This is a genomic window from Arthrobacter bambusae, assembly GCF_022606295.1.
In the GTDB taxonomy this organism is placed as follows: domain Bacteria; phylum Actinomycetota; class Actinomycetes; order Actinomycetales; family Micrococcaceae; genus Arthrobacter; species Arthrobacter bambusae_A.
The window spans coordinates 1-2,254 of sequence record NZ_JAHHZS010000087.1 but is presented as its reverse complement, the minus strand read 5'-3'; the positions used below and the strand labels follow the sequence as shown (position 1 = coordinate 2,254).

At 56.3% G+C, this 2,254-nt stretch carries 2 protein-coding genes; both read left to right on the top strand.

Features of this window, described 5'->3' with window-relative positions:
- A partial coding sequence (locus tag KNN17_RS22165) for a hypothetical protein (protein ID WP_241711061.1) occupies nt 1-1,188 on the top strand: 1,188 nt, incomplete at its 5' end.
- Nucleotides 1,178-1,807 (top strand): hypothetical protein, encoded by a 630-nt coding sequence (locus KNN17_RS22160; protein WP_241711059.1) that lies wholly within the window; start codon nt 1,178-1,180, stop codon nt 1,805-1,807. The genes KNN17_RS22165 and KNN17_RS22160, both read left to right, overlap by 11 nt.
- Nucleotides 1,808-2,254: the final 447 nt, after the last annotated feature.

The window sequence follows — 2,254 nt, the reverse complement described above, 5'->3', positions numbered from 1 at the left end:
AGTGCGCCCAAACCTTTCACCACAAGTCAGGTGACCTCGGAGTTCGACTTCCACTTCGATATGGATGAGTACTGGCTTGGCCCATTGAGCGATTCTTTCCAGGTTGAGCACTCCGATGTGGCTAAGGCCGTGAGCGACTTGATCCTTGAAGAGTGGGAGTGGCGCGACTCGCCGTTCTTGACGCTCGACCCCCGACGAGCTGCAGAAGTCTACATGGAGGGGGAAACATACTTCTACAAATACGACTTCCCCGAGGCAGAGGATTTTGACTTCTATCTCTCATACCACGCGATGCTCACAGTCGCTGGTCGATTGCTTAGGAGTAAGACGCCGTATCAGGAGCCAGAGGATGACGGTACAGAATTCGACCGCTGGTTTTCAACATTCGATCTAAGCCGCGAGGACCGGCTGTGGCTGTCCGACGCGCGTCGGGCCGTGCCCCGCGGCCTAGGCCACTCTTCGCGTAGCGGCCGCGACGGATGGCTGTGGGAAGTTACCACGGGCGACTTCGTCCGGGCATTTCTCGGGGCGGATGGTTGGATCACAGTTAGACAGTCCGCTCACCGAATTGACTATGGAACCTCAGACAATATTTTCGTGACAAGCGCCCTCGTTAGCCGTGAAACCGGTCCGGCGCTCGTCCGTGCCTTGCAAACTTCACCGTCATTCAACAATTTCCGTATCCCGCTCGCTGGTGATGACGATTTCACATTCGACTTCGGAACTTTTCGGCTTCGAGGATGGCTTGAGGATCCTGACTCGGAAAGTGGCAGTGACCGACGAGACCAATTCGCCTTCGATGTGCGGTACCCAACACCGCGACCTTCCGACTGGGTGAGAAAGCTGCTGAACCTGAACTCGACCACGAACGGATTGGGCTGGCTCCAGCTTGGAAAGCCGGAAGCCGTTGCCGTCTCTACGGCGTGGTCTCAAAAAGACGGTAGCCGTGAGCGGCGCGGGCCAGACGGTGCCAGACTTCGAGTCACGCCAACACTCCTCGAAGATCTTGCCGCCGCAACAGACACTGCGGTGATCCTTGCAGTCCGTTTTGATAGGAATGACGAATCCACCCGGCGCTATTCAGGCTCCGATGACTCTTTGGGGTATCTCGATGACTACGTCAAGTTCTTCCTCTTCACGCCCAACGAGGGATGGCGCGACTACCGCGGCGATCCTGTTGCTAGGTAAGCAAATCGCCGCCTCTCTGGATGAGCACGATTTCCTGTCACGGTGGATTGCGCACTACCTCGCCGAGCAGATGGTGACTGTCGAGTCTTTAAATGGGCAAGAACGAGCCAGGGCAGAGGATAAAGTTGCTGATTACATTCTTCGCCTATGGGAACATCGGCATGGAGCAGAACTTCACGAGGATCCTATTGCCCTATCCGACAGCGTTAAGCGGGCGATCACCCGGCTGGACCCAGAACGGCTCAAACCCTGGGGCTACTACAACTCCTTTGAAGAAGAGGCCGGGCCAAGCGAAGCAGAAATAGAGGTCAACACCCTTCTCCGGGCCGCGTTAGGACTCGACCGAATCATGGCTGATCTCGTACGCGCAATCGTAACCTGCGCCGCGATGACGGCTGCTGAAAAAGACAAAAAGTGGGTGGTAAGTTCTCGAGCAGCCGGCGAAGATCCGCTCGAGTACATTCAGCGTTTGTACAAGGGCGAAGAGCTTGAGGACTCCGGGCAGACTCCTGTTGCCGCTGAACGGGCAGAGATTGTTAAAAGGTCACAGGCTGTAATTGAGATCCTGCAGACCGTGATCGGCGAGGTAACCGAATCGTCCCCGCCGAAAGGTCAATAAGCAGTGCCGGCGAGATTCGGATCGAGACCCGGCAACCTAGACCATGACTAATGCGCCTCCTGTTTTCGCCGGGAAACGGGTTCAAAAGTGGAAAAGGGGGAGTGTTGACAGTGTCAACACTTTTCCTTCGGCCGAGGTCGTGCGTCGGCCGGACTCGGCCGGATTGCCAATGTTTTCGGGAGTTCCCAGTGTTTGCAAGGCCGGGAGTCCGGTTCGAGTCCACCTCGGGCACAGTGTTTCCCCACGTCAGAAGCTTTTTGGGCCTCTCGTGTTGACAAATGTTGACGGTATTGAGTTTTAGTAGTCGCAGTCGGAAAGTTCGCTATTAGGAAGGCCGCATGTCCACGCTCATGGCTTATCACGTCTTCCTCAGCGAACGATGACACCGAGTCAACAGGAACTGGGGCAGTGCCCGAAGGTGGGGCAGGCAAACAGAGCATGCCTAGA